Consider the following 23,215-nt stretch of genomic DNA (forward strand, 5'->3'; position numbering starts at 1 on the left):
AACACACCATGCGCGAATTTCCAATCTACAACTTCTCCGCAGGCCCAGCCGTTTTGCCCGAAAGCGTGTTACGCACCGCCCAAAGCGAAATGTTTGATTACAACGGCACAGGCTTTTCTGTGATGACCATGTCGCACCGTTCAGACGTGTTTGCCAGCATTTTGTATCACGCCGAACAAGATTTGCGCCAACTGATGAGCATTCCCGACAACTATAAAGTATTGTTTTTGCAAGGCGGTGCATCGGCGCAGTTCAACCAAGTTGTAATGAATTTTGCCGACGGCTTCAAACGTGTAGATAGCGTGGTAACAGGCAACTGGTCAGAAATCGCGCACTCGCAAATGGGTAAATTAAGCGATGCCACCATTCACTTAGCAGCCGACGGCAAACGCGATTACCAATACAAAAACTTGCCGCCTGTGTCGTCTTGGGACATTGATAAAGATTCCGCCTTTGTGCATTTTGTGATTAACGAAACCGTGCATGGCTTACAATACCGCGAAATCCCCAAATTGGAAGACGGCATGCCACCGTTGATTTGCGATATGTCGTCCGAAATCTTGTCGCGCAAAGTAAACGTGAGCGATTTTGGTGTGATTTACGCAGGCGCACAAAAAAACATCGGTCCATCTGGCGCAACGATTGTGATTATCCGCGAAGACTTGCTCGACCGCTGTTCTAGCCGCGTGCCTGATGTGTGGAACTACAAATCGCACGTTGAGAAACAAGGCATGTACAACACGCCAGCCACTTATCCGATTTACATTTCGGGCTTGGTGTTCCGTTGGTTGCAATCGCAAGGCGGCGTGGCGCAAATGGACACGATTAACACGCTCAAAGCCAAAACACTGTATGCCGCGATTGACGGCAGCGGCGGCTTCTATCAAAACCACGTCCATCCAGGTGCGCGTTCTAAAATGAACGTGATTTTCACCACAGGCAATGCAGAATTGGACGAATTGTTTGCACAAGAATCTACCACACGCGGTTTGCAATTATTGCGCGGCTACAAATCGCTCGGCGGTATGCGCGCCAGCATCTACAACGCCATGCCATTGCAAGGCGTAGAAGCCTTAATTGACTTTATGACTGAATTCCAAAAACGCTACGGTTAATTTTTCTGCAACAAAAGCAGCCTGCACTTATTTTTGCAGGCTGCTTTGCTTATATTTTGTTTACCATGCCAAATTCTGTTTACACACGTCGCCAAATCTTGGGTGCAGGCTGCTTTTTGCTGCTCTCGCCCAGCTTACACGCAGGCGCACAACGCGAAGAAACGCTGTCCGATGACGTTGCCAGCATCATGCGCCAATCGGTAGAACACGCCAGCCCGCCCTATTTGGTGTTTGACCGCGCCACCGATGCCCAACGCTGGCTCAACGAAATGTCGGTGCGCCTAACCCGTTTTGTGGACAACGAACTCTATCGCCGCCGCCTACTCACCATGATTCACTACGAAGCCACACGCGCCGACCTAGACCCACAAATGGTACTCGGCTTAATCGAAGTAGAAAGCGCGTTCCGCCAATACGCCATGAGCAGCGTCGGCGCAAAAGGCTTGATGCAAGTCATGCCCTTTTGGCAACGCTACATCGGCAACGAAAACCACAATCTATTTGATGTGCGAACCAATTTACGCTACGGCTGCACCATTTTGCGCCATTACAGCAACCTAGAAAACGGCAATATGCACCGCGCACTCGCTCGCTACAACGGCAGCCTAGGGCACGACAAATACCCCAATTCCGTGCTAGGCGCAATGAACCACCGTTGGACGTGGACAGGCTAAATCATGCAAAAATACTATGGCGAAATCCTATTTTTCATCGTAACCCTATTTGCCGCCGCAGGCTGGTTTGTCTCCAAAGCCGCGCTGGCAGAACTCCCACCAGCAGGCTTTTTAGGCATACGCTTCATGGTTGCATCGCTGCTGTTTTTGCCGTTTGCCCTACCCCATTTTCGGCAATTTTCGCGCCAACAAATCGCCCAAGCAGCCTGCATCAGCCTAGCCTTTTCGGGCAACATCTTTTTGTGGATACAAGGCGTCGCCCACAGCCAACATTTTGGCGAAGGCGCGTTTTTGTTAAGCCTATCCATGCTACTCACACCGTTACTATCGTGGCTACTATTTCGCAACCGCCCAGCCCGAATCTTGTGGCTATCACTCGCCATTGCCGCTTGCGGACTCGCCCTGCTCAATAACGGTCGCCCCCTGTGGCATCTATCGCTCGGCAGCTTGCTATTTGGCGCAGCATCGCTCATGGGCGCACTATTTTTTGTACTCAGCAACCAATTTTCGCGCAACTTCCCAGCCCTGCCGCTCACCACCATACAGCTCGGCATCACAGGCATCGTATGCAGCGGCTATTCCCTGCTGTTTGAAACATGGCAATTCCCACTATCAGGCGCAACGTACGGCTAGGTCATCATCGCCACCTTGCTGATTACCAACTTCCGCTATCTGCTGCAAACCCACGCCCAAAAACATTGCGACATCGGCAACGCCGCCATGATTATGGTGCTAGAACCCGTGTGGACACTCGTGTTTAGCGTGATTCTGCTCGGCGAAACACTATCGCTACACAAAATCGCAGGCGGCGCATTGATTATTGTCGCGCTGCTGGCGTATCGTTTGCCTTTGTACAAATGGCGCAAAATCAAATCGCCCAAATAAAGTGCAGGCTGCTTTTTGACGCACCAAAGCAGCCTGCACTCCCTATTCTCTATTTTTAGTAGAGTGGATTAAATTTAGATTAGGACAAGGCGACAACGACCGCCGTGTACAGCTAGTACATAAGGGAGTTGGCAACGCGGTACTAATCTAAATTTAATTCACTATATGATTCAGAACGTGGCGTTGCACCGCCACACCTACGCTTAACTTCGCACAATAAAAAAGCCCGCTACACAAAGTAGCGAGCTTTTTGAATTAGGTGGCGAGCCGAACCCTTGGCACTGACTTTTCCAAGTGGGCTGCTGGCTTCCGCCCCTGACCCGTTGCCTGAAATCACCATGCAAGGCGACCCACCAAAGAAGCGCGAATTATAATACCAAACACCAATATCGCCAAATATTTTTTACGGTTTCCTATTAAGAAAAACTGTTTTATATTTTAATTCATCATGTTAAAGAAATTTAACCAAGTACTCCATTATAATCCGCGTCTTTCCATTTCTAATAACCAACAAAGGACACAAACCATGAAAGACAATCAACAATACTACGGCACAATCTCGCGCTTATTGCACTGGTCAATGGCAGCCGCATTTGCCGTGATGCTGTTCACAGCCGCTATGTGGAACTTCAACGAAGACTATTACAGCCTAATGGGCTTGCACAAATCAGTCGGCTTTTTGTTGATGATTTTGATTGTGGTGCGCGTGATTTGGGCTGCGCTAAACGTAAAAAATCGCCCACACGGCAATTTAATCGTGAAGCTGGGTCATTTGGGTTTGTATGTGTTGATGATTGCCGTGCCTATGGTGGGCTTGATTCGCCAATACGGTTCAGCGCGTGGCTCGCTCAAAGTATTTGGCGTAGAAGTGATGGGTGCTGCCCCCGAAAAAATTGAGTGGATGACACAAATCGGTAATATGGCGCATGGCAATTTGGCTTGGTTGCTGTTTGCGTTGGCGGCTGGACACATTGTTATGGCGATTGTGCATCAAGTCAAAGGCGAAAAAATCATCAATCGTATGGCTGGCTCGCGTAAATAATGTAAGCATACAAAAGCAGCCTGCACTTTGAACGAAATCAAAAGTGCAGGCTGCTTTTTTGTCCAACTAAATAATTACTTCACGCGCATATCGCCTGTTTCCACAAAGCGTTGATGCCAAGACAAGGCTTCCAACAACAAGTGTGGCGTGTGCAAACCGCCTGCTTTTTCGGCGCGGTCGTAGTAGTCGCGCAACATATCGCGGTAGTCTGGGTGGGCGCAGTTGTTAATAATTAACTGGGCGCGTTGGCGTGGCGATTTGCAGCGCAAGTCCGCCATACCTTGTTCGGTAACGATGAACATCACGTCATGCTCGGTGTGGTCGTGGTGCGAAACCATAGGCACAATGCACGAAATCGCGCCGTCTTTTGCTACCGATGGCGACACGAAGAATGAGAAGAATGCGTTGCGCGTAAAGTCGCCCGAACCGCCAATGCCGTTCATCATTTTTGTACCCATAACGTGCGTTGAATTCACGTTGCCGTAGATGTCGGCTTCAATCATGGCGTTCATGCCAATCACGCCCAAACGGCGAATCACTTCTGGGTTGTTGGTAAATTCCATTGGGCGCAACACCAATTTGTCACGCAAGAAATCGATGTTGTCGTTGAAGCGTTGCAATGCGTCTGGGCTAAACGACAAAGCGGTTGCCGATGCCGATTTCATTTTGCCTGCGATAATCAAATCCAACATACCGTCTTGTAATACCTCGGTGTAGCCAGTCAAATCTTCAAATGGCGAATCCAACAAACCTGCCATCACCGCGTTCGCCACGTTGCCCACGCCCGATTGCAATGGCAACAGGTTTTTTGGCAAGCGTCCTGCTTTTACTTCGTTGCTGAAAAAGTCGATGATTTGCGCGGCAATGCGTTTGGAATTATCGTCAGGCTCGGTAAATTTGCTGTTGCGGTCGCTGCCATTGGTCAAAACAACAGCAACAATTTTGTCTAAATCGCATTCCAAATAAGGCGTACCAATGCGGTCAAACGGATGCAAAATGTTGATGGGCTTACGATGCGGCGGCACACCAATGTCAAATTGAACGTCGTGCATGCCTTCTAATTTGGCGCTTTGGGCAAAGTTCACTTCCAAAATCACTTTTTTGGCGGCTTTAATCGCTTCGCTAGCATGTCCAATGCCCATGGCTGGAATCAATTTTCCGTCTGCGGTAATACCCGATAATTCCACAATCGCTACATCAAATTCGCCATAAAAGCCTTGACGCATTTGCTGTTCAACGTGCGATAAGTGCATATCTTGATAGGCGATATTGCCTGCGTTGATGTTGTTACGCAAAGTCGGGTCAGACTGGAATGGATTGCGAAAATGCACGGCATTGGCGGCGGCTAACACGCCATCGCATTCGGGCGCGGTGGACGCACCTGTGACCATGCCCACGCTAAACGGACGACCTGCAGCGTGTTCGGCTTTGGCTTTTTCGGCAATGGCAGTGGGCAGAGCTTTGGGATAGCCTGCGCCTGTAAAGCCTGTAACGGCGAGCATCATGCCATTTTGAATAAACTCGGCGGCTTGTTCCGCGCTCATGATTTTGTTGCGTAAACCTGCGTGTAATACGCGTTCTGCTGCTTGTGTCATGGGGTGTGTCTCCTTATAACGGTGTCGATATGCCATCGTGCGATGTAGCGGTTTGTAATATATCGTAAAGAATCGCGTTTGTATATGTTTTCGTGCAGCACAAAAAGTGCAGGCTGCTTTTTAATGCGTTTTTCAATAAAAAAATCTTTTTGTAACAATAAGTCAGACAAACAAAAAAACAACTTCATTTTTTTTAATCGCTGCGATTATTCTTGCTGACCGCCAAAGCAGCCTGCACTATAATCTCCCCCTTTTTTACCGATTTCAATCCGCACCATGAAACTCAATCCACAACAACAAGAAGCGGTGGAATATTTGGGCGGCGCGTTGTTTGTGTTGGCTGGGGCTGGTAGTGGCAAAACGCGCGTCATCACCGAAAAAATCGCTTATATGATTACGCAAGCGGGCTACAAACCGCATCACATCGCCGCTATCACGTTCACCAACAAAGCCGCCAAAGAAATGCAAGAACGCATCGCGCTGCGCTTGGGCAAGGAACACACGCGCGGTTTGACCGTGTCCACTTTTCACTCGCTTGGCATGCGGATTTTGCGCGAAGAAGCACCGCACATTGGCTACAAACGCAATTTTTCTATTTTGGATAGCTCCGACAGCGGCAGAATTATGGGCGAATTATTGGGCAGCTCGGGGCGCGAATCGGTGTTCAAGGCGCAGCATCAAATCTCGTTGTGGAAAAACGCGCTTATCACGCCCGAACAAGCGGTGCAGGCTGCTTGCGATGATTGGGAACGCCAAATCGCCACCGTTTATGCTTCGTATCAAGAAACGCTCACTCATTATCAAGCGGTTGATTTTGATGATTTAATTCGTTTGCCGACTTTGCTGTTGCAATCCAATAGCGAAGTGCGTCAAAAATGGCAAAAGCGTTTGCGTTATTTGCTGATTGACGAGTGCCAAGATACCAACGCTTGCCAATATACGCTCATGCGCTTGCTGGCTGGTTTTGAAGGCATGTTTACTGCGGTGGGCGATGACGACCAGTCTATTTATGCGTGGCGCGGTGCAAACATGGAAAATTTGCGTAAACTGCAAGACGATTATCCGCAGCTCAAAGTCATTAAACTGGAACAGAATTATCGTTCTACCGCGCGAATTTTGAAAATCGCTAACCAAGTCATCGCCAACAACGCCAAATTATTCCCCAAAACGCTGTGGTCTAATTTGGGCGAAGGCGAGCCTGTGCGCGTGGTTGCGTGTGAAAACGAACAACGCGAAGCAGAATTTGTCGTCCACCAAATCGCCAAAAATAAGATTGTTTATGGCGCGGAATATGCGGATTTTGCAGTGCTGTATCGCGGCAATCATCAAGCGCGTGTGTTTGAAGAAGCCTTACGCGCGGCGCGGATTCCCTACAAATTGTCGGGCGGACAAAGTTTTTACGACAAAGCCGAAATCAAAGACGTGTTGGCGTATATGCGTTTGCTGGCAAATCCAAATGACGACCCTGCGTTTTTACGCGCAGCCACCACGCCCAAACGCGGCATTGGCGACACGACTTTGGGCAAGCTCAACGAATATGCCAAACAACACGAATGCAGCTTGTTTGAAGCCGCAAGCAGCCTGCACGCACTGTCAGAGTTGTCTAGCAAAAGCCGAGACAGCGTGCAGCAATTTATGGCTTTGTTGCACGATTACACACGCCGCGCCCAAGACGATGACGCTGGCGAAACGGTGCAAGATTTGTTGCGCGATATTCAATACGAACAGCATTTACAAACCAGCAACGAAGACAGCCCCAAAGCAGCAGAAAACCGTTGGCGCAACGTGCAAGATTTGTGCGAATGGCTGGCGCGAAAAGGCGAAGACGGCGAGCGCAATCTGGTTAATCTATCGCAAACCATCGCGCTGATGACGCTGCTAGAAGGCAAAGACGGCGAACAAATAGACGCGGTAAACCTGTCCACATTGCACGCATCAAAAGGCTTGGAATATCCGTTTGTGTACTTGGTTGGTTGCGAAGAAGGCATTTTTCCCCATTCCGATAGCGTGGAAGAAGGCGGCTTGGAAGAAGAACGGCGTTTGATGTATGTGGGCATTACACGCGCCAAACAGCAGCTAACGATGACGCATTGCTTAAAGCGCAAACGACAAGGCGTGTGGCAGTTCAACGAGCCGAGCCGTTTTTTTGATGAAATGCCGCAGAGCGATTTGATTATTTCGGGGCGAAAATCGGGCAACACGCCGATGACGCAAGCCGAAGGACGTGCCGCAGCACAAAACATTTTGGCGATGTTAGACAAATTGTCGCCACCGAAGTTGCAGGAGTAAACATGACATTTCTATCCCAACCCGAATTCAAACGCGGCATAAAAGAAGCCTTGCCGATTATGTTTGGCGCGATTCCATTTGGCTTGATTTTGGGCGCACAAGCAGGACAAAAAGGCATGAGCATGTTGGAAACCGTGCTGATGATGGGCTTGAATTTTGCAGGCGGTTCGGAGTTCGCCGCCGTGGGCTTGTGGACTACGCCGCTGCCCGTGTTGTTGATTATCGTGATGACGGCGATGATTAACAGTCGCCATATTTTGATGGGAGCCGCACTTGCGCCCTATTTGCGCGGTTTGCCGCTCAAAAAACTGCTGCCTGCGCTGTTTGTGATGACCGATGAAAGCTGGGCGATGAGCATTGCCGACAGCAAAAAACGTGAGCAAAACGCGCCAAAGCAGCCTGCATTCAGTTACGAATACTACATGGGAACCGCGTTCACGCTTTATACAATGTGGGTGAGCTGCGGCTTTTTGGGTTCGCTGTTCGGGCCCGTGCTGGGCGATGTAGAAAAATTAGGCTTTGGCATGGCGTTTCCAGCCGTGTTTTTGGTGTTGATACGCGGAATGTGGCGCGGTTGGACAGCTGCCCGACCATGGCTAATTAGCCTTATCGTAGCAGCCTGCACTTATTTGTTGCTGCCAAAAAGCGGCTGGTATGTGATTTTAGGCACGCTATCGGGCTTGTTGTATGCCTATTTCGCGCCCATGCAGGAGAAAAAATCATGATAAGTTGGACATCGTTTATCACGATTATCGGTATGCTGTGCGTTACCTATTCCACGCGCTTGATTGGTTATTTTGCACTACGCAATCGCCAGTTAAGCCCGCGCGCCGCGCGTATGATGGAAGCCGCCCCTGGGTGCGTGTTGATTGCCGTCATCGCCCCACATTTTGTATCCGACAAACCGCATGAACTGGTGGCAATAGCAGTAACCCTATGGGCAGCCAGCCGCTTGTCTATGATGTCGACTGTGTTGATTGCCGTAGCGACATCGGGGATTGTGGGTTGGTTGATGGCGTGAGTATGAATAATGTGAAAAAAGCAGCCTGCACTTTTGTTTTATTGAAAGTGCAGGCTGCTTTGTCATCAAAACGACTTATCCAAGCCCAAATAAACTGTATGCGATTTGCGTTGCGCCCACGGCCGATTGCTGCGAATGCGGTTAAACTGCACATTCAAGCTCGGCTGCAATCCGCGATATTGCAATTTATCGTGCGACAACGCCAATTGCAGCGAAGTTTCGTGATTGCGTTGCGCTTCGTTGCTCAGCGTAGCAATGCCTGAATAACGGCGTTTGGCATACGAATACACCACGCGGCTATTCAATCCGCCCAAAGTTTGCCAGCGTTGCAACCAGCCCAAACTAATAGCGTGGCGTTGGAATGCCGCGTTGTTGCGACTGCCTGCCAAATCGCGATTTTTGGGCGCGAACCGCGAATATTGATAGCCCGTAAACCACGTCATATTGGACGTGGCGCGAAAGGCGAGCGAATGATAAGTGCTGTGCGTCCAGCCGTCTTGTTTTTGGGCGCGAGCAGTTTCGCGGTAAAACGTGCGATAGCCTTCCAGCGAGTGATAACTTTGCCAGCGCGTGCCATATTGTTGCGCATAATTCAGTTGCAAGCCGTTGCCGTGTGCCAGCATATACGGCAGCACCCTACCCGATTGAGTCGGCTTGCTATCAAAATTATCGCTGCCCGAAAATTGCGCTTGGTAAAACGGCAACACGCCAATCGTGCGCGTTTTGTCCTGCCATTGCCAACCAGCCAGCACACGCAAAAACGCATCGTTATATTGCGCGTGGTTGATATAATGCGTGCCGCTTACCTGACCGCGCAACACCAGCGAATGATTGCCACGCAGCGAATATTGTTTCGCAAAATCAAAAGAATAGCCAATACCAGTCGCCTTAATTGGGCGCGTGGTGCTGCAATAAATGCCATACAAGCAATACGGCTTTTCGGGCGCATCGTTCACGTTTTGATTGCGAATGGGGCTGATGCCTGCCTCAAACTGCCACGCTTGCTGCTGGGCAATCGCGTTTTGGTATCGCGCCACATTGTGCAACACCGCATCGGGCAAGGCTTCGTTTTGTTTAGCGGATTCAAATTGCTGGTCGGCATCGCGCCATTGTTTGTTTTCAAATTGCATGGCTGCCAAATCCAAGCGTGTGCGCGTGTCGTTGTGGGTTTGCACAATGCGCTCGTAGGCGGCAATGGCATCGGACAGGCGATTTTGTCCACGAAGCACCATGCCGTCTGCTCGCGCCAGCAGCAAAGCATCGGGGTTTTCGGTTTGGCGATAGGCGTTTGCCAGCGATTGAATCAACTCGGTTTCGGGCGTGTTCAAGGCTTGTTGCAACAGTTGCGCCAAAAGTGCAGGCTGCTTGATTAAATCGGCATCGGTTACATGATTGGGCGATGTATTTGCGCTGCCTGATTGCGGTGCAGGCTGCTTGGCTTGTTGATTAAGCTGGTTGAGCCACGATTTTTGCTGCGCGGAATCGGCTGGCTGTTTGAGTTCGGTCGGGTTGTCGTTGGCGTGGGCTACGTGTGACGATAAAAGTCCGCCGAATAATAAAATCGTTAATATGGTGCGATTGAATGGGGTGGTGTGTGTGGTCATCATCAAAAAAATGCGGTTATGTTTGGATAGCGGTATTTTAGCATTCAATTTGAGAATGGCTTTCATTTTTTTGCGATACAAAGAAAAATCACCTAAAAAAGCAGCCTGCACTTTTTCATCAACATAAAGTGCAGGCTGCTTTGTCTTAATCTCGCTCACAACCAATCGGGCAGGCTTACCGTTGGCACATTCCATTGCTCGGGGTAATCCACGCCCACAAAATACAAGCCGTCTGGCATAAACGTGGGCGGTGCGGTCAGGCGACTTTTCTGCGCTAATAAATCGGCAAAATCCGCCACGCTCAATCGTCCGCAACCGACATACACCAATGCGCCAACCAAATTGCGTACCATGTGGTGCAAAAAGGCGTTGGCGTGAAAATCCAGCTTAATCAAACAGCCTGCACGTTGCAACTGCGCGGCATACATGGTTTTGATGGGTGATTTGGCTTGACATTGCGCGGCACGAAAAGACGAGAAATCATGTTCGCCTAACAATAAGTTCATAGCAGCCTGCATTGGGTCGGTGTTGAGCGCGTAATGCGTCCAACCTGCGCGGCGATACAACAAGGGCGAGCGCACAGGCGCGGATTCCAGCAAATAGCGATAACGCCGCCCTGTGGCATCAAATCGCGCATGAAACGCTGGCTCTACTGCTTGTGCCGCCAACACCGCCACGCCATCGGGCAAATGCGCGTTCACGCCACGCACCCACGCGCTCAATGGGCGATGTGCTTGCGTGTCAAAATGCACGATTTGCCCTGTGGCGTGTACGCCTGTGTCGGTGCGCCCTGCGGCAATGGTGGCAATCGGTTCGCCTGCAATGCACGAGAGCGCGTGTTCCAAAGCAGCCTGCACCGTTACCACACCATCGGCTTGCTTTTGCCAACCAAAAAACTGACTGCCGTCATACGACACGGTGAGCGCGAAACGCTGCGTTTGTGGCTGCATCATTATTTGCCTTTCGCTTGGCGATACAGTGGCAACACGTTGGGCAATTCGTGGCGAATTAACTCAATGCGGTCATTGTTGGTTAGGTGCGTCGATAGCACTTTAACCAGCGCGTTGTTGTTGTCGTTTTCGCGGTTCATTTTCTGCCATACGCTAACGGCAGCTTCGGGGTTATAGCCTGCTTGCGCCATCAATTTCAATCCGCCCAAATCGGCTTCACGTTCGGCATCGCGGCTAAATGGTTTGTCCAAGCCCAAATCGGTTAGCAAGCCCACGCCTGTGCCTACCACATCGGTGCTGACACCTGTTGCGCCAGCCAATAAAGCCGTTCCCAACTGTGCACCCAGTTGAATGCCAACATTACGATTGGCTTCTTTGCGACTGTGTTCCAATAGCGCGTGGGTCATTTCGTGTCCCACTACTGCTGCGATTTCATCATCGGTCAATTTCAATTTTTCCACCATGCCTGTGTAAAACACCATTTTGCCACCAGGCATCGCCCACGCATTGAGTTCGTCCGAGCGAATCACAGTCATTTCCCAGTTGAACACTTGTCCTGTTTGATTGGCGGCGGTGGCAAACGGCTTCATTTTTTGGAACACGACTTGAATGCGCCGCGCGGTTGATGATGTGGTATCCACTTTGCGCTCGCCTTGCGCTTGGCTAACAGTTTGGCGATACGCTTGTGCGGCTTGTTGATTCAAACTCGCGCTGTCTATCACATTGCAGGCTGCTTGTGATAGCGTTATCGCGGTTACACAGGCTAATAGTTTGATTTTGAATTTCATTTTGGCTACCTTTGTCTATGCAATGAAAAAAAATCCGCGCAAATATAGCACAAAAGCAGCCTGCACTTCATCAAAGCCCGTCATTTTCGTTTACAATACGCGCCGTTATCTTTACACAGCATCAAATAAGGAATTGACCATGTTAGACGTACAACACTTTCGCAACGACATTCAAACCCTTGCCGCGCGCTTGGTAACACGCGGTTTTGAATTGGACACCGCTAAATTTGAACAACTAGAAGCGGCGCGTAAATCGCTGCAAATGAAAAACGAAGAATGGCAAGCCAAACGCAACGCCCTGTCCAAACAAATTGGCGCGTTAATGGGTCAAGGCAAAAAAGACGAAGCCGAAGCCGCCAAAACCGAAGTGGCAGCCTGCAAAGCCGAAATGGACAAAATTGAACAAGAATTGCCGCAAATCCAAGCCGATTTGGACGATTTATTGTTGCGCGTACCCAATTTGCCACACGAAAGCGTACCCGTTGGCAAAGACGAAAGCGAAAACGTAGAAGTCCGCAAAGTCGGCACACCACGCACCTTTGATTTTGAGATTAAAGACCATGTGGATTTAGGCGCAGCATTGGGCTTGGATTTTGAAAAAGCAGCCGAATTATCGGGCGCACGTTTTAGCTTGATGAAAGGTAAAATCGCTCGCCTGCACCGCGCATTGGCGCAATTTATGTTGGACACGCACACGCAGCAACACGGCTACACCGAATGCTACACGCCCTATATCGTCAGCGATTCCACTTTGTTGGGAACAGGTCAGTTGCCCAAGTTTGGTGAAGATTTGTTCCACGTTACACGCGGTGGTGATGAAAGCAAACTCACGCAATATTTAATCCCCACGGCGGAAGTAACCCTAACCAACACCGTGCGCGATGAGATTTTATCGTTGAATGATTTGCCGATGAAATTAACCGCGCATTCGCCGTGTTTCCGCAGCGAGGCAGGTTCGCACGGCAAAGACACGCGCGGTCTGATTCGCCAACATCAATTTGATAAAGTAGAAATGGTGCAAATTGTGCAGCCAGAAAAATCCTACGAAGCATTGGAAGAAATGGTTACACACGCGGAAAACATCTTGAAATTATTGGAATTGCCGTATCGCGTGATTACTTTGTGTACAGGCGACATGGGCTTTGGCGCAACCAAAACGTATGACTTGGAAGTGTGGGTTCCTGCACAAAACACCTACCGCGAAATTTCTAGCTGTTCTAACTGCGAAGACTTCCAAGCTCGCCGCATGAAAGCGCGTTTCAAAGACGAAAACGGCAAAAACCGTTTGGTGCATACTTTGAACGGTTCGGGCTTGGCGGTCGGTCGTGCGTTGGTAGCAGTGCTGGAAAACCATCAAAACGCGGACGGTTCTATCAACATTCCTATGGCGTTGCGTCCGTATTTGGGCGGATTGGAACGCTTGGAAGTGGGCGCATGAGTATCCAAAACATTACTGCGTCCGAATTGAACGATTGGTTGTGCAGGCTGCCTGCGTCTGATTATGTGTTGCTAGATGTGCGCGAAGAGTCCGAAGTGGCAATTTGTGCGATTCAACGCAGCCTGCACATTCCCATGAACTTGATTCCGCTGCGCCACAACGAATTGCCCGATGATGTGCCGATTGTGGTGTATTGTCATCACGGCGTTCGTAGCTTGAACGTGGCGCGGTATTTGGAACACGTTGGTTTTGACGATTTGTATAACCTGCACGGCGGCATTGATGCTTGGGCGCAAACGGTTGAGCCTGATATGGCGCGTTATTAGGAGTGTGCGTATGAATCCATCACGCTATCGCAAAAAACGCGCCTACGACAAAACGCGAGGAGTGTGCATTATCTGCGGCAAACCCATTGCCGATGACCCAGAACAATGGTCGCTGGAACACTATATCCCACGCGCCGTCTATAAATGGGTGCGCTCGCCCAAATTGGAAAGCAGGTTGGAAAGCGTAGTCAATTTGTTTGTGGTACACATTCACTGCAATTTTAAAAAAGACTCGCAAATGCCATCGCACAAAACCATTGCCAACATTCACGCCAACGATGCGATTAAAACCGAATTGCATCAACTGTATGACCAAGTAGCGAGCAACATCGCACAATACCACGCAATGAAGCAAAGTGTGTGGGACAAGCAAGGGCGATTGTGCGTGTTTTGCCAAAGACCATTGCCGCTCAAAAAAGCCATATTGCGCCGCAAAAACAACCTGCTAGACCGAACAAAAGACAACGCCATGTGTTTGTGTTTTAGATGCAGCACCCGCGCAGGTAGCGAAAAATACAAACACAAAATGGTTAAAAAAAAGCAAATTTAATCCACAAAAAGCAGCCTGCACATGAAAAACTTGGTTTACACCCTTTGCGCCACCCTAATCTTGGGTGGTTGCGTTTATGCCGAAAGCCCAGACGGTCGCTTTGCCGCGCTGGATTTGCCCGTGTCCAACCAAACCACCGTTCACAAAACCATTACTGTGAACGCGCCTGCTGGCACGGTGGTCAATATCAGCGAAACACCACCATCCACCGTGATTTATCGTGACCGCCCTGTGCGCGATTGTTTTTACGATAGAAATACCAGACAGCGCGTTTGCTATCGCTAATTTCATCAACCAAACAAAAAATCATGACTTCACAATCACTTTTTTTACAATCCACTTTTCACGACAAAATTTGGGGCGGCAACGCCATGCGCCGCGTGTTTGGCTACGACATTCCCAGCGAAACCACAGGCGAATATTGAGCCATTTCGGCGCCCCAAATAGCTTATCCACCATTGTTAATGGCGAGCACGCAGGCAAAACGCTAGATTGCGTGTTTGACCAACACCGCGAATTATTTGGCAACAGCCAAAGCACAGAATTTCCTTTGCTAACCAAAATTTTGGACGCGCAAGACTGGTTGAGCATGCAAGTTCACCCCAATGATGACTATGCCATGCAACACGAAAACAGCTTGGGCAAAACCGAATGCTGGTACATTATCGTCGCCGATGACGATGCCGAAATCGTGTACGGACACCACGCACAAAGCCACGAACAATTGACGAGCAAGCGTTTACATTGCAAAAAGGCGTACATTTTATTTTGACTAGTGATATTGAAAAATGGTCGTTTACTGGCAATTTGGAAATGATGGCGAGCCATGTTTAAAATGCCAAAATATAGTGGATTAAATTTAGATTAGGACAAGGCGACAACGACCGCCGTGTACACCTAGTACATAAGGGAGTTGGCAACGCTGTACTAATCTAAATTTAAACCACTATAAAAGTGCAGGCTGCTTTTTGTGTGTGTTTTCACTCAAAAAGCAGCCTGCACTTTTGCTTTGCTAAATTAGATTAAAACTGCGCTTGCACACGCAACCAAACTTGTCGTCCAGGTTCGTTTACTCGGGTAGTTTGCGTGCCTGCGCTTGGGTGTCCGCCTTTGCTCACAAATTCGGCATAGGCTTTGTTGAACACATTATCCACACCAGCCTGCACGGTCATTTGTTTGTTTACGCGCCAGCCTGCGTTGAGCGACAACACGCCAAATCCAGCAGACGAGCCAACATCGCGTCCTGCAATACCGCCATAGCCTTTATGGAAGCGACTTTGCTTGGCAACGACACGCCACACAGCACCTGCGCTGAATTTGCCATTGTCCCAATTTAAGCCTGTTTTCCATTCCAAAGGCGGTGTTTGTGCCAATGGAGCATTATCGGTGCGATTTTTGCCGTAGGTATATGCCAAGCTGCTGCTAACATTCCAGTTGGGCATAAAACGGTATTTGATTTCTGCTTCACCACCTAAACGTGTGGCATTGACGTTTTTCGGGCCACTGGCATCAGGTGTCATCAAAATAAAATCTTTAATGCGGCTGCCAAACAAAGAAATCGAACCTTCCAAATTGTCTTGCTTCCAAATTGCGCCTACGTCAATTTGGGTGTTTCGTTCGGGTTTTAGTGTCTCGCTCGCATTACGCTCCCAATAATCTGGCGAACGTTCTGCAATACCCAACCCTGCATAGTATTTTACGCGACCTATTTGCTGCTCTAAGCGCACAAATCCCGAATCAAGTGTGTATTTTTGCTCGCGTGCGTTGTCGCTAACAGGATAAGGGTCATAAATAGCTGTAACTTGGTCGCGTCGATAACCTGCAATCCAGTTTTGATTATCGGTGCGCTGCCAATTCCATTCGGTAAATGCCCCCCAATGTTTAAAACTTTGGTCTGGCATAAAAGACCGTTGTGTGTAATTCACGCCACCACGCATCAGTCGCTTGTCGCGCATATAATCCAAACCAGCCTGCACATTCAATCGCCCAAAATCCATCGTTGCTTTGAATTGCCCTGTATTGGTTTTGCGTTTTGGATTGCTTAACCTTGCCATTCCCTTCAACGGACGCAAATTAAAATTATCCATTACATGGTCCACCGTGCTTTGACCATAGCGCAATTCCACTTCGCTCAACCAGTCGGTTATATTGCGTTGCGAAGCGTGGATATTCCAAGCATCACGGTCAAATTTGCTGCCGTCCATCATGCGGTCGGCATAAGCAGCCTTGCCGCGACTGCGTTCATAAGTTGCCGAAATATCGGTATTGGTAGTTGGAGTTATGCCCAGTTGCAGCATTTGTCCGTTGCGCTCAAATGCCGAATGCACGCGGTTGCCGTCGCCGTCTTTGTAATCGTCCGATTTATTGTATGTGCCATTAAATCGCACATAAGCCCATTGATTGCCTGCACTGGCGCTGACCATTGCATCTTGGCGACCAAAATTACCCAGCGTGTAAGCCGCGTTCAAATGCGTTTTTTGTTCCACAAAATTGGGCGTTTTACGAATAAAGCGCACCGAACCTGTTACCAAACCCATGCCTTGCGTCACCGTTTGCGGACCTTTGGTTACGACTACTTTGTCGTACGCATCGGGGAAAATATAAGCTGTTGGTGGGTCCATGCGATTGCCGCAACCGCCCAAAATAAACTGTCCATCGGCTTGCACCGCCAAACGCGAGCCACCCAATCCGCGAAACAGTGGGTCGCCCGAACTACCACCTTTGCGAATAATGCTCATATTCGGCACAGATTTTAGCAATCCTGCGCCGTCATTGGCTGGTAAAGGTTGCAGCGCGGTTTTGGTATCCAACTGCACCACCCCTGCTTGTTTTTGTTGCGCTCCTGTTACCACAATCGGGTCTAACTCGTGCGGAGTAGCATTTTCCGCCCATGCGCCAGCCGACAATGCGCTCAAAACAACCAACTGAATATTTCTCTTCATTTGTTCCCTCGTAACATCATTGTTGTTGTAAAAATTTGTTATACGATACAATAGTGTAAATTTTTTGCAAAGACTCCCAACTTGACCAAAATCAAAATTTATATTTTTTGACGATAAATTGAGCTATTTTTTAGGGAAAACCTGAATTTTTTATGATTGTTTAACCACGTGTTCATTGCCAATTAAAAAATATAGTTTATGCAATTATTTTTTGATACAAGGCGACAACGCCCGCCGTGTACATCAAGTACATAAGGGCGTTGGCAATGCAGTAGCAAAAGATAAGTGCATCAACTATGGTTTCGTTTTTGATTATTTTGTTACAATACCCCCTTTTCACTTTTTTGCATTGCCCAACCGCCAACTCTGCGGTTTTCAAGCAGCCTGCACATTGATTTTATCCACCATTTTTTATCACACAATATTGTTACACCATGCCGCTGCTTTCCATTGAATTTGCTTTGTTTATCTTATTGTTTTTGCCGATTTATTGGCTCGCATCACCATCGGTCAAAACGCAAAATTGGCTGTTACTGGCAGCAGGTTTGGGCTGGCTATACAGCGTAGGCGCGTGGTTGCTTGCGCCTGTTGTGGTGCTGACGACTGTGGTGCATGGTTTAGCAAGCAGCCTGCAATCGGCTCGCTATCGCAAAACCAAATTGTGGGCAGGCATTGCGTTTGCTGTCGGCGGTTTGTGTTTTTTTAAGTATTACGATTTCTTTCGCCCCGCCATTCAAAGCCACTTGGGGCAAAACGACATCATAGACATTGTGATGCCGCTGGGCATTTCTTACTACGTTTTCCAGTCTATTGCCTATTTGTTGCACAGCTACCGTTTTCCCGATGCCGAACGCTTTTCGTGGCACGAATTGCTGCTGCATTTGAGCTTTTTCCCAACCATTACATCAGGCCCGATTATTCGCTCACACGCATTCAAAAGCATCAATGGCGAACATATGGGTGCGTTAGAGCAAATTCGCAGCAGCAGTCCACGCAGTATGATTCGTCCCAGCTTGGCGATTGGCTTGATTTTATTGGGTATTGCCAAAAAATGGTGGTTGGCAGGCAGCCTTACCAATGACTGGGTGTCGCCTGTGTTTGAAAACCCCATGCAATTTGACGGATTGAGCGTATTGGCTGCGATTTACGGCTACACATTCCAACTATTTTTTGATTTTTCGGGATACAGCGATTTAGTCATCGGCATGGCAATGCTGCTCGGCTTTAAGTTGCCCTACAACTTTGCTGCACCACTACGCGCCCACAATTTGCGTAATTTTTGGGATAAATGGCACATCACGCTATCCACATGGATTCGCGATTACATCTATATTCCACTCGGCGGCAGCCGCGGTGGCTGGGTGCGGACGCAAATTAATTTGCTGCTTGCCATGGTGTTGTCGGGCATTTGGCACGGCTATGGCTGGAACTTTTTGCTGTGGGGCGCATTGCACGGTGTGGCGTTGGTTTTGCTCAATTTGGGCGACAAAATCATCGGGCGCAACTGGTTAAGCCATAGCAAATGGACGCGCTGGCTGGCAATTATCATCACGTTCCATTTTGTGTGTTTTACTTTTGTGATTTTTAATACACGCACATTAGGCGATGCCCAAATGGTGTTCACCGCGCTGTTTGCCAATCAACAAGGTTGGGTTATTAACGATTGGGCGAATATCGCGTTGCTGGCTGGTTTTGGTTTGATGATTGCTCTGTATCCGCTGCTATTGCGCCTGTTTCATATCACGGTGCGCGGTTTGGAAAAATTGCCCATGTGGCTTTGGTTTATCCCGATTAGCTTGATTTTAATACTCGTGATTGTGTTTGCCCCCACAGGCATTCCCAATTTTATTTATGCCAATTTTTAAGGAGAAATCATGAAACGCTTTTTTTCTCTATTTACTTCGTTGGTATTGAGTGGCGCGAGTGTGATTTGGTTCAGCCAAAATTCCATCAACGCATATTGGCAACAAACTTATCATCAAACCAGCCCATTGGAACAACTATCGCAATCGCAAGCATGGGCAACAGGCGGACAACTGCAAACCGCCGCTTATGAATCGTTTGAGCAATTTAAGTTGTGGCTAGAACAGCAAAACGCGCAACTGCCTGTGAATGTTGCTGCCGCCAAACGTGCTGCCAAAGAGCAAGAATTGGCGCGTTTGGAAGCCGAAAAACGTGCAGCAGAACAAAAAGCCACTGCACAAAAAGCCGCCGAAGCTGCCGAAGCCGAAGCGGAACAGCAAAAGCAGCCTGCACTTGAACACGCTATTTTAAACACAGGCGACAAAGTCTTTTTTGCAGGCGATTCGTTGATGCAAGGCGTTGCGCCACACGTTCAACAAGCGTTGAAACGACAACACGGCATTGAATCGGTTAATTTAAGCAAACAAAGCACAGGGCTATCGTATCCCAGCTTTTTTGATTGGCCCAAAACCATTGAAGACACGTTCAAAAAACACAGCAATATTCGCCTACTGGTTATGTTCTTGGGCGCAAATGACCCTTGGGATTTTGCCAACCCAAAAGGCGGCGCATATTTGCGTTTTGCATCGCCCGAATGGGAAGCGGAATACCTAAATCGCGTTAATCGTATTTTAACCGCAGCACAACAACACAATGCCCAAGTGATTTGGCTCAGCGTTCCTTTTATGCGCCAAACCAAGCTGGATTCGCAAATGCGTTATTTAGACAAAATTTTGACGCAAACGCTGCACGATAAAGTAGTGTGGCTGCCGACTGCAAACTTATTGAGCAACGGCGCAGACAAATACAGCGATTCCGTAACCATAAACGGTAAAGTCGTACGCTATCGCAGCCCAGATGGCATTCACTTTTCACCGGAAGGGCAAAAAGTTTTGGCAAATTATGTCTTGTCCAAAATTGTGGTTCAGCCCTAATAGGTTTATTTTATGAATATTTCACATTTGATTTTTACGCTTTTGTGCAGCAGCAGCACCAATAATCCTTGCGCGGCTATGGTACAAAAAGCCCAATTAAACGCACCTGTGGCGGTGGTTCAAACATCGTGGCAACAAAAATTGCGCGAATTAAATCAACCCAACAACAACGATGGCGTGATGCGTAAATTCCGCATTGTGCAGATTGGCGATTCGCACACCGCTGGCGATTACTTTACCAACCAATTACGCACACGCCTGCAAGCGCAATGGGGCAATGGCGGCATTGGCTGGGTTTTTCCTGCGCCTGTTGGCGGACAACGTAGCGCAACCGTTCGTTATCAAAACAATGGTTGGACAACGTCTAGCACACGCACTACAACTGCCGATTTTCCATTGGGCGGTGTGCTGGCTCAATCCGCACCCAACGCTTCTTTGACGATTGAAGCGGCGAGCGATGATGCCAACACAGTCGGTTTACAAAATATTGAAGTGTGGGCAAAACCAATAGCCGCGCCACAAACGATTACGGTAAACGGACAGCCATTTGATATTGCATCGCCCGATTGGCAACGCTTGAACATTGACACCGTTTTGCCATTGACAATTAACGCCGATGCCTTTCCATGGCAACTGGGTGCAATCAACATTGAAAATCGCAAAAATGGCGTAACCGTGTCGGCAATGGGCGTGAATGGCGCACAGTTGAGCCAATGGTCAAAATGGCGACCAAACTGGACGGACGACTTAAAACAAACCCAAGCCGATTTGGTAATTTTGGCATACGGCACCAACGAAGCGTTTAACGACAAACTAGACATCGCTCAAACCGAAGCCACTTGGCAACGCACTATCCAGCAAATTAAAGCGACTTTGCCCAACGCAGGGATTTTGATTGTGGGTGCACCCGAATCGCTCAAAAGCAAAACAGGCGAATGCGGTGTTCGCCCGATTCAGCTGACGGCAGTTCAAGCCATGCAGCAACGTGTGGCGTATAATGAAAACGTTCTGTTTTGGTCTTGGGAAAATGCTATGGGCGGCGAATGCAGTATGACTAGCTGGATTAGTCAAGGCTTGGCAGCAAACGATGGCGTGCATTTCAAGGCATTGGGCTACCAAACCGCTGCCGACCAATTGGCCAATTATTTAATTGATTTAGCAAGATAACACTTTAATATATTGCAGGCTGCTTTTTAAATCCTAAAAAGCAGCCTGCACATTAACATAAGTAAAGAAAGATTATGACAACTTACACCTTATTCACCACTTGCCCACGCGGTTTAGAACCCATCTTGGCGCAAGAACTGCAACAACAAGGCTGCACCGACATCGCCCCAACAGACGGCGGCGTATCATGCAAAGGCACACTCGCCCACGTTTACCGCATGAATTTGCATTCGCGCACCGCCAGTCGCGTGTTGCTGCAACTCACACGCGCTACTTATCGCGGCGAAGACGACATTTACAAAGCCGCCAAAAACCTGAAATGGCAAGACTGGTTCAGCGTCAATCAAACATTCCGCGTGAAAGTGGAAGGCAAACGCGCTAACGTTAAAAGCCTTGATTTTATTGCGCTAAAAATCAAAGATGGCGTATGTGACCGATTCCGCGACCATTGCGACGAACGCCCAAGCATTGACAAAACGCGCCCAAATGTCCGCATTCACGCCTTTTTGGACGACCGCAACGTGTCCATTTTCATTGACACCAGCGGCGAAGCCTTGTTCAAACGCGGCTACCGCCAAGACACAGGCGAAGCCCCATTGCGCGAAAATTTGGCGGCAGGTTTGCTATTGCTGGCTGGCTATGATGGCTCGCAGCCATTCCAAGACCCATTTTGCGGCAGCGGCACGATTGCGATTGAAGCAGCTTTGATTGCGCTGAACCGTGCGGCTGGATTAAATCGCCGTTTTGGTTTTGAGAATTTAGCGAATTTTGACAAAGCGTTATGGATTAAATTGAAAGCCGAAGCGCGTTCGCAAATCAAAGACAAACCGTTGGCAAAAATCAGCGCGTCAGACAACGACCGTTTTATGACACGCGCCGCCAAAGAAAACGCGCAAGCGGCGGAAGTGGATATGTTTATTGAAATCAACACGCTAGATGCGCAAGACACGCGCCCGAATGGCGAAAATGGCGTGGTTGTGTCCAATCCACCGTATGGTGTGCGTTTGGCGGAAGTTCAGGCATTACACGCGCTGTATCCGCAGCTAGGCTCGTGGCTGAAACAGCATTACGCAGGTTGGACGGCTGGTATGTTTACGGGCGATATGGAAATGCCGAAATTGATGCGATTGAAACCGAAGCGAAAAATTCCGTTGTATAACGGTAATTTAGATTGCCGATTGTTTTTGTTTGATATGGTTGCGGGCAGCAATCGCGATAAATCGGTATAATGGTCAAAGCAGCCTGCAACCTATTTGTAATAGAAAGTGCAGGCTGCTTTTTCTCGGTATCAAACCATTCAAAGCAGCCTGCACTTTGATACTATTTAGAAATCGCTTATCCTGCTAATGACGCATTCACAAACGCTTCCAGTTGTGGCTTAGCCAATGCACCTGGACGAGTCGCCAAAACTTGACCGTCTTTCAACACCACCAAAGTGGGAATGCTGCGAATACCGAATTGTGCTGGAATAGCTTGGTTGTCATCCACATTCATTTTGGCGATTTTGATTTTGCCAGCCCATTCATCAGCCAGCTGGTCCAAAATCGGTGCAATCATTTTGCAAGGGCCGCACCATGGTGCCCAAAAATCCAACAAAACGGGTTGTGAAGATTGCAAAACTTCTGCTTCAAAAGTCGCATCGGTAACGTGAACGATTTGATTAGACATTTTAATTTTCCTTGTGGTTGTGAGTGAATGTTCGTAAGATAAGGCTTTCTGCACAATAATTCAAGCAGCCTGCACTCATGATAGCTTTTGAATATGCACAATATAGTGAATTTTCTTGACTTTTCATCGTGCGAAATTATAATCACGCCCTTACGCGCCCATCGTCTAGAGGCCTAGGACACTGCCCTTTCACGGCGGCAACCGGGGTTCGAATCCCTGTGGGCGTGCCATATTCCCACAAAAACCTTGCACATTCTAGCAAGG

Annotated in this window: 24 protein-coding genes, 1 tRNA gene and 1 other RNA gene; 19 read left to right on the forward strand and 7 right to left on the reverse strand. The window is 48.7% G+C overall.

The window, feature by feature from the left end:
• Positions 1-8 precede the first annotated feature (8 nt).
• The 4 genes from serC (at position 9) to BQ5809_RS11360 (ending at position 2,674) form a co-directional block, all read left to right on the forward strand.
• Positions 9-1,115: a phosphoserine transaminase gene (gene serC / locus BQ5809_RS09840; protein WP_003786606.1), complete on the forward strand. Its 1,107-nt coding sequence runs from the start codon at positions 9-11 to the stop codon at positions 1,113-1,115.
• Positions 1,116-1,180: 65 nt separating this feature from the next.
• Positions 1,181-1,789: a lytic transglycosylase domain-containing protein gene (locus BQ5809_RS09845; RefSeq protein WP_032827701.1), complete on the forward strand. Its 609-nt coding sequence runs from the start codon at positions 1,181-1,183 to the stop codon at positions 1,787-1,789.
• A gap of 3 nt (positions 1,790-1,792) precedes the next feature.
• A complete protein-coding gene (locus BQ5809_RS09850; protein ID WP_003786602.1) occupies positions 1,793-2,422 on the forward strand; it encodes a DMT family transporter in 630 nt (209 codons plus the stop codon).
• Between the two features lie 15 nt (positions 2,423-2,437).
• A complete protein-coding gene (locus BQ5809_RS11360; RefSeq protein WP_003786601.1) occupies positions 2,438-2,674 on the forward strand; it encodes a DMT family transporter in 237 nt (78 codons plus the stop codon).
• Between the two features lie 258 nt (positions 2,675-2,932).
• Here the strand turns inward: BQ5809_RS11360 and ffs are convergent.
• Positions 2,933-3,029, reverse strand: an RNA gene (gene ffs, locus BQ5809_RS09855) — signal recognition particle sRNA small type.
• Between the two features lie 171 nt (positions 3,030-3,200).
• On the opposite strand from ffs, the gene BQ5809_RS09860 reads away from it, so the two are divergent.
• Positions 3,201-3,716 (forward strand): cytochrome b, encoded by a 516-nt coding sequence (locus BQ5809_RS09860; RefSeq protein WP_080561229.1) that lies wholly within the window; start codon positions 3,201-3,203, stop codon positions 3,714-3,716.
• Positions 3,717-3,790: 74 nt separating this feature from the next.
• On the opposite strand, the gene BQ5809_RS09865 is transcribed toward BQ5809_RS09860, so the two are convergent.
• Entirely contained in the window at positions 3,791-5,311 is a 1,521-nt protein-coding gene (locus BQ5809_RS09865; RefSeq protein ID WP_003786597.1) for an acetyl-CoA hydrolase/transferase family protein, read from the reverse strand.
• Between the two features lie 276 nt (positions 5,312-5,587).
• Here BQ5809_RS09865 and rep point away from each other — a divergent pair, with 276 nt between their 5' ends.
• The 3 genes from rep to BQ5809_RS09885 are packed head-to-tail and all read left to right on the forward strand — an operon-like array spanning position 5,588 to position 8,621.
• A complete protein-coding gene (gene rep / locus BQ5809_RS09875) occupies positions 5,588-7,600 on the forward strand; it encodes a DNA helicase Rep (RefSeq protein WP_003786593.1) in 2,013 nt (670 codons plus the stop codon).
• A gap of 2 nt (positions 7,601-7,602) precedes the next feature.
• Positions 7,603-8,325, forward strand: a complete 723-nt coding sequence (locus tag BQ5809_RS09880; RefSeq protein ID WP_003786591.1) for an AzlC family ABC transporter permease — start codon at positions 7,603-7,605, stop codon at positions 8,323-8,325.
• The gene (locus BQ5809_RS09885) at positions 8,322-8,621 is read left to right on the forward strand and encodes an AzlD family protein (protein WP_003786589.1); all 300 of its coding nucleotides are present in this window, start codon (positions 8,322-8,324) and stop codon (positions 8,619-8,621) included. The genes BQ5809_RS09880 and BQ5809_RS09885 overlap by 4 nt, the downstream gene beginning before the upstream one ends.
• A gap of 65 nt (positions 8,622-8,686) precedes the next feature.
• On the opposite strand, the gene BQ5809_RS09890 is transcribed toward BQ5809_RS09885, so the two are convergent.
• Genes BQ5809_RS09890 through BQ5809_RS09900 form a run of 3 tightly spaced genes read right to left on the reverse strand, consistent with a single transcriptional unit; the run spans position 8,687 to position 11,963 of the window.
• The gene (locus tag BQ5809_RS09890; protein ID WP_230478907.1) at positions 8,687-10,420 is read right to left on the reverse strand and encodes a surface lipoprotein assembly modifier; all 1,734 of its coding nucleotides are present in this window, start codon (positions 10,418-10,420) and stop codon (positions 8,687-8,689) included.
• Complete coding sequence (gene truA / locus BQ5809_RS09895; protein ID WP_003786584.1) at positions 10,381-11,178, reverse strand: tRNA pseudouridine(38-40) synthase TruA; 798 nt, start codon at positions 11,176-11,178, stop codon at positions 10,381-10,383. The genes BQ5809_RS09890 and truA overlap by 40 nt, the downstream gene beginning before the upstream one ends.
• A complete protein-coding gene (locus BQ5809_RS09900) occupies positions 11,178-11,963 on the reverse strand; it encodes a M48 family metallopeptidase (RefSeq protein ID WP_003786582.1) in 786 nt (261 codons plus the stop codon). Before BQ5809_RS09900 ends, truA begins: the two co-directional genes overlap by 1 nt.
• 139 nt (positions 11,964-12,102) lie before the next feature.
• Here BQ5809_RS09900 and serS point away from each other — a divergent pair, with 139 nt between their 5' ends.
• The 6 genes from serS to BQ5809_RS11650 all read left to right on the forward strand — a co-directional run bounded on the left by serS (position 12,103) and on the right by BQ5809_RS11650 (position 15,111).
• Positions 12,103-13,401, forward strand: coding sequence for a serine--tRNA ligase (gene serS / locus BQ5809_RS09905; protein WP_032827698.1), 1,299 nt, complete (start codon positions 12,103-12,105; stop codon positions 13,399-13,401).
• The gene (locus BQ5809_RS09910; protein WP_003786578.1) at positions 13,398-13,727 is read left to right on the forward strand and encodes a rhodanese-like domain-containing protein; all 330 of its coding nucleotides are present in this window, start codon (positions 13,398-13,400) and stop codon (positions 13,725-13,727) included. The genes serS and BQ5809_RS09910 overlap by 4 nt, the downstream gene beginning before the upstream one ends.
• 10 nt (positions 13,728-13,737) lie before the next feature.
• Positions 13,738-14,277, forward strand: a complete 540-nt coding sequence (locus BQ5809_RS09915; protein WP_003786576.1) for a hypothetical protein — start codon at positions 13,738-13,740, stop codon at positions 14,275-14,277.
• A gap of 21 nt (positions 14,278-14,298) precedes the next feature.
• Positions 14,299-14,562 carry a hypothetical protein gene (locus tag BQ5809_RS09920; protein ID WP_003786574.1) on the forward strand — a complete coding sequence of 88 codons (264 nt, stop codon included), beginning with the start codon at positions 14,299-14,301 and terminating at the stop codon, positions 14,560-14,562.
• A gap of 136 nt (positions 14,563-14,698) precedes the next feature.
• On the forward strand, positions 14,699-15,049 hold the full coding sequence (locus BQ5809_RS09930) for a type I phosphomannose isomerase catalytic subunit (protein ID WP_003786572.1): 351 nt from the start codon (positions 14,699-14,701) through the stop codon (positions 15,047-15,049).
• Entirely contained in the window at positions 15,046-15,111 is a 66-nt protein-coding gene (locus tag BQ5809_RS11650) for a hypothetical protein (protein ID WP_476733805.1), read from the forward strand. Before BQ5809_RS09930 ends, BQ5809_RS11650 begins: the two co-directional genes overlap by 4 nt.
• Positions 15,112-15,299: 188 nt before the next feature.
• On the opposite strand, the gene BQ5809_RS09935 is transcribed toward BQ5809_RS11650, so the two are convergent.
• The gene (locus tag BQ5809_RS09935) at positions 15,300-17,219 is read right to left on the reverse strand and encodes a TonB-dependent copper receptor (RefSeq protein ID WP_003786569.1); all 1,920 of its coding nucleotides are present in this window, start codon (positions 17,217-17,219) and stop codon (positions 15,300-15,302) included.
• Between the two features lie 434 nt (positions 17,220-17,653).
• Between BQ5809_RS09935 and BQ5809_RS09945 the strand changes: the two genes are divergently transcribed.
• The 4 genes from BQ5809_RS09945 (at position 17,654) to BQ5809_RS09960 (ending at position 22,512) form a co-directional block, all read left to right on the forward strand.
• Positions 17,654-19,084: an MBOAT family O-acyltransferase gene (locus BQ5809_RS09945; RefSeq protein ID WP_003786564.1), complete on the forward strand. Its 1,431-nt coding sequence runs from the start codon at positions 17,654-17,656 to the stop codon at positions 19,082-19,084.
• 9 nt (positions 19,085-19,093) lie between these two features.
• Positions 19,094-20,116 (forward strand): peptidoglycan O-acetyltransferase PatB, encoded by a 1,023-nt coding sequence (patB, locus tag BQ5809_RS09950; RefSeq protein WP_003786562.1) that lies wholly within the window; start codon positions 19,094-19,096, stop codon positions 20,114-20,116.
• 12 nt (positions 20,117-20,128) lie between these two features.
• Positions 20,129-21,283, forward strand: coding sequence for a GDSL-type esterase/lipase family protein (locus BQ5809_RS09955; protein ID WP_003786561.1), 1,155 nt, complete (start codon positions 20,129-20,131; stop codon positions 21,281-21,283).
• 74 nt (positions 21,284-21,357) lie between these two features.
• The gene (locus BQ5809_RS09960; RefSeq protein ID WP_003786558.1) at positions 21,358-22,512 is read left to right on the forward strand and encodes a THUMP domain-containing class I SAM-dependent RNA methyltransferase; all 1,155 of its coding nucleotides are present in this window, start codon (positions 21,358-21,360) and stop codon (positions 22,510-22,512) included.
• A gap of 106 nt (positions 22,513-22,618) precedes the next feature.
• Here BQ5809_RS09960 and trxA read toward each other — a convergent pair whose 3' ends face one another.
• Entirely contained in the window at positions 22,619-22,951 is a 333-nt protein-coding gene (trxA, locus tag BQ5809_RS09965) for a thioredoxin TrxA (RefSeq protein WP_003786555.1), read from the reverse strand.
• 154 nt (positions 22,952-23,105) lie between these two features.
• On the opposite strand from trxA, the gene BQ5809_RS09970 reads away from it, so the two are divergent.
• Positions 23,106-23,181: transfer RNA gene (locus BQ5809_RS09970), tRNA-Glu, on the forward strand.
• Positions 23,182-23,215: the final 34 nt, after the last annotated feature.

It is taken from the genome of Kingella kingae ATCC 23330, assembly GCF_900111845.1.
Classification (GTDB): Bacteria; Pseudomonadota; Gammaproteobacteria; order Burkholderiales; family Neisseriaceae; genus Kingella; species Kingella kingae.

Coding starts and splice junctions, on each gene's coding strand:
- BQ5809_RS09900 (WP_003786582.1), bottom strand. CDS start 11,963: ATGAAATTCAAAATCAAACTATTAGCCTGTGTAACCGCGATAACGCTA.
- truA (WP_003786584.1), bottom strand. CDS start 11,178: ATGATGCAGCCACAAACGCAGCGTTTCGCGCTCACCGTGTCGTATGAC.
- patB (WP_003786562.1), top strand. CDS start 19,094: ATGAAACGCTTTTTTTCTCTATTTACTTCGTTGGTATTGAGTGGCGCG.
- BQ5809_RS09880 (WP_003786591.1), top strand. CDS start 7,603: ATGACATTTCTATCCCAACCCGAATTCAAACGCGGCATAAAAGAAGCC.
- BQ5809_RS09885 (WP_003786589.1), top strand. CDS start 8,322: ATGATAAGTTGGACATCGTTTATCACGATTATCGGTATGCTGTGCGTT.
- serC (WP_003786606.1), top strand. CDS start 9: ATGCGCGAATTTCCAATCTACAACTTCTCCGCAGGCCCAGCCGTTTTG.
- BQ5809_RS09910 (WP_003786578.1), top strand. CDS start 13,398: ATGAGTATCCAAAACATTACTGCGTCCGAATTGAACGATTGGTTGTGC.
- BQ5809_RS09955 (WP_003786561.1), top strand. CDS start 20,129: ATGAATATTTCACATTTGATTTTTACGCTTTTGTGCAGCAGCAGCACC.
- serS (WP_032827698.1), top strand. CDS start 12,103: ATGTTAGACGTACAACACTTTCGCAACGACATTCAAACCCTTGCCGCG.
- BQ5809_RS09845 (WP_032827701.1), top strand. CDS start 1,181: ATGCCAAATTCTGTTTACACACGTCGCCAAATCTTGGGTGCAGGCTGC.
- BQ5809_RS09935 (WP_003786569.1), bottom strand. CDS start 17,219: ATGAAGAGAAATATTCAGTTGGTTGTTTTGAGCGCATTGTCGGCTGGC.
- BQ5809_RS09915 (WP_003786576.1), top strand. CDS start 13,738: ATGAATCCATCACGCTATCGCAAAAAACGCGCCTACGACAAAACGCGA.
- rep (WP_003786593.1), top strand. CDS start 5,588: ATGAAACTCAATCCACAACAACAAGAAGCGGTGGAATATTTGGGCGGC.
- BQ5809_RS09920 (WP_003786574.1), top strand. CDS start 14,299: ATGAAAAACTTGGTTTACACCCTTTGCGCCACCCTAATCTTGGGTGGT.
- BQ5809_RS09945 (WP_003786564.1), top strand. CDS start 17,654: ATGCCGCTGCTTTCCATTGAATTTGCTTTGTTTATCTTATTGTTTTTG.
- BQ5809_RS09890 (WP_230478907.1), bottom strand. CDS start 10,420: ATGGAATGTGCCAACGGTAAGCCTGCCCGATTGGTTGTGAGCGAGATT.
- trxA (WP_003786555.1), bottom strand. CDS start 22,951: ATGTCTAATCAAATCGTTCACGTTACCGATGCGACTTTTGAAGCAGAA.
- BQ5809_RS09960 (WP_003786558.1), top strand. CDS start 21,358: ATGACAACTTACACCTTATTCACCACTTGCCCACGCGGTTTAGAACCC.
- BQ5809_RS09865 (WP_003786597.1), bottom strand. CDS start 5,311: ATGACACAAGCAGCAGAACGCGTATTACACGCAGGTTTACGCAACAAA.
- BQ5809_RS09860 (WP_080561229.1), top strand. CDS start 3,201: ATGAAAGACAATCAACAATACTACGGCACAATCTCGCGCTTATTGCAC.
- BQ5809_RS09850 (WP_003786602.1), top strand. CDS start 1,793: ATGCAAAAATACTATGGCGAAATCCTATTTTTCATCGTAACCCTATTT.